A 2,670-nucleotide genomic window follows, 5' to 3' on the forward strand; every position below is an offset into this window, starting at 1 on the left:
GACTTATGGTTGCACCGCTTTGCGGTATATTACTACTATTATCCCATCCATTATAGTATGTATTAAAATTTCCTGGCGGACGTGTACTTAATTCTAATAATGCAAAGTCAGAATTACAATGATTAGCACGAAGAGTTGCACCGGATATAGTAAATGTAACTGCAGGTGCTTCCTGCGGATTATTACACCCGTCACTTTGATAATTGAAAATAAAAATAAAATCTGAGGGAGTGTATGTATAATCCCCAATTACTTGATTTAGACAATGATTAGCTGTTAAAAAATATGGCTTTGAATCTCGTCTTTCATTTGTAATTAATGATCCTGAGCACAATGCAATTAAATGATCATTATCGTGTAAGCCGACTATAAGCGCTACCGACCTCCTTTGATTACACCAACCATTTCCTTGAGGACAGTTAACATTTAAATTACAAGGCTGAGAGGCGCCAAACGTTGGGTTTCCAACCACATCAACTACGTGATTAAACGCTTCATTAAATGAATGAATAAAAGATGAAACGTGAATACGTGATTTGCCGGTAAAATTCTTAGGTTCAACATATTCTAAAATAATATGATCATCTATAACTGGCCCTATAGAAAATCTTCCGTAAGGTTTGTTATTTCTGTATGTAAATGCCCCTAATGTTTGTGACTTATCTTCATTATAAGCAAATAGTTTAGAGCCTTTTGCTAAATAGAAATCATCAAATATAATAAAACTGGCATGAGATAGGTCTGAAATAAGTTTTATTCTACATATTCTAATACTGTCTTCAATTAACACACATGTCTCATCATTTAATAAATTTTTACTCACCCTTATGGGAATTGCAAAATTGTATGCTCCATCTTGCTGAGAAATTGAATCTAAAATTCTTAATGAATCATTATTAACAGCCGGTAAATTTATCTCAAAAGTTTGTTCAGAAATTTCAATGTTATGATGAAAGCTGACGGGTAACTCATTTGTTGATATCTGTGCTTTCAAAACGAAAGCATTAAACAAAATTAATATTGTGGCTAAAAATTTCATGGGATTAATTTTTTTCAAGATTAATAATTTCTCCTTCAATTCCTATTAATTGCATCGTTGTTTCACTATGTATGTAGTATTTGTAATGTTTAAACTTGGTAAGCATGCTGACGAGTTTATTACCAAATTGAGAATGCCATGCGTTAAGCGTACACAATGGAGTGTCAAAACTTATTATATTTTTAAATAAAATCTTCCCTGAACAATGACCATTATTTAATTGTAAAAAATAATTGTTATTATCATCAAATTTGATTAAATGCCTTTCTGGGTTGGGTTCAGGGTAAACTAAGTTTGAATCTATATGAAACTGTGCACTAACTATTTGCCATTCTGTATTAACAAATGGATGTTGTTCATCCTTTTTGCATGATGAATTCAACAGTAATGTTGACATAAAAACAATTATAATCATTGTTTTAAGATTTAAATGTTTCATAACTTTTCTCCTTTTAAATTTTTAACTCTTCAAATTTTATTATTAAAAAAAGCCGGAAGTTATTTTTAATCTACTGTTACAGCCTTAAAAAGTTCCTTCAACATCTCCACCTCCCTTCTCAATTGCTTCAAATCATCTTTTTTAGCCCGCAAGGCTTCAATTTCTCTCTGCTGCTCAATAGTATATAACGTGAGTTCTTCGATTTTAAGCATTTGGAGGTAGTGCATTTGACCGACATTCAATCTGTTATTTACAACTTCTTCTTCAGAAGGAATTTGCGGTAAGTGACGATGTGTCTTTATAAAAGTTTCTAACTCATTTAATGGCATAAGTTGATAATTTTCTTCAAACACAAAATCACACCAACTTTCAAGCTCAACTTCTATTTCGCAGGCTGTAAGTTTCCCTCTCACTTCAACTATTCTATTTGCTCCGCTTTCAAGATTATATCCTGGACTTATAACTAAATTGTTAGATGAATAATCATCGGCAATAATGTGCCTAAGTGCCTGTCTTACACCTCCGACACCTTCACTAAAACGAATTTGATTTGCCCAGCCTTCTGGATCGTCTGGTGAAATTATATCAACAGTAGTTCCAATTTGTTCAATTGCTGCACTGATAGATAATGTACCAAAATTCGCATTTGTATTAATGCCTACCCTTTCATCAAGTAACGTATTTCCTCCCTCTACATGCAATTTTGCCAATGGAAAAGATACACCAATTCCTACATTTCCTTCAGGCGGACATTTTACGATATTTAATCCTATTGATGTCCACTCCATAGAGTTATCGCAAGATCCACCTGCCATTAACCCGCCTCCAGAAGAATCAGAGGGAACATAAACTGTTGTGTCCGGTATTGAATGTGTTAAAGTATCACCGGAAGATTGGCTTAAAATAATTTCAGGCTTTAAAAGCAAAGCAAATATTGCAATTAAAATGCATAAATATTTTAATGTGTTAGGGGGGGGGATAAGATTAATTTTTTCATGAGAATTGATTTTAGATTTTAAATAACATAAAGTTTATTCGCTGAAAGTATTGATAAATCAAATATAAGACAATTTATTTATTAACCAAAATTATTTTATGTTATCTATGTGTTAATTGTATTTTTTTAGTGTGTTATGCATGACAATTAACTGATTTACAAATTAATATGATGAAATAATTTTTTTGTTTTTTT

3 protein-coding genes are annotated in these 2,670 nt (G+C 31.9%); all 3 read right to left on the bottom strand.

Going from position 1 to position 2,670, the window contains the following annotated elements; genetic code table 11:
- Positions 1–1,057 (bottom strand): hypothetical protein (locus tag EA412_00070; protein ID TVR84881.1); only part of this gene is annotated, 1,057 nt, incomplete at its 3' end.
- A complete protein-coding gene (locus EA412_00075; GenBank protein TVR84882.1) occupies positions 1,044–1,478 on the bottom strand; it encodes a hypothetical protein in 435 nt (144 codons plus the stop codon). The genes EA412_00070 and EA412_00075, both read right to left, overlap by 14 nt.
- 65 nt (positions 1,479–1,543) lie before the next feature.
- On the bottom strand, positions 1,544–2,404 hold the full coding sequence (locus EA412_00080; GenBank protein TVR84883.1) for a hypothetical protein: 861 nt from the start codon (positions 2,402–2,404) through the stop codon (positions 1,544–1,546).
- Positions 2,405–2,670 lie beyond the last annotated feature (266 nt).

This window comes from Chitinophagaceae bacterium, assembly GCA_007695095.1.
Lineage (GTDB): Bacteria > Bacteroidota > Bacteroidia > Chitinophagales > REEL01 > REEL01.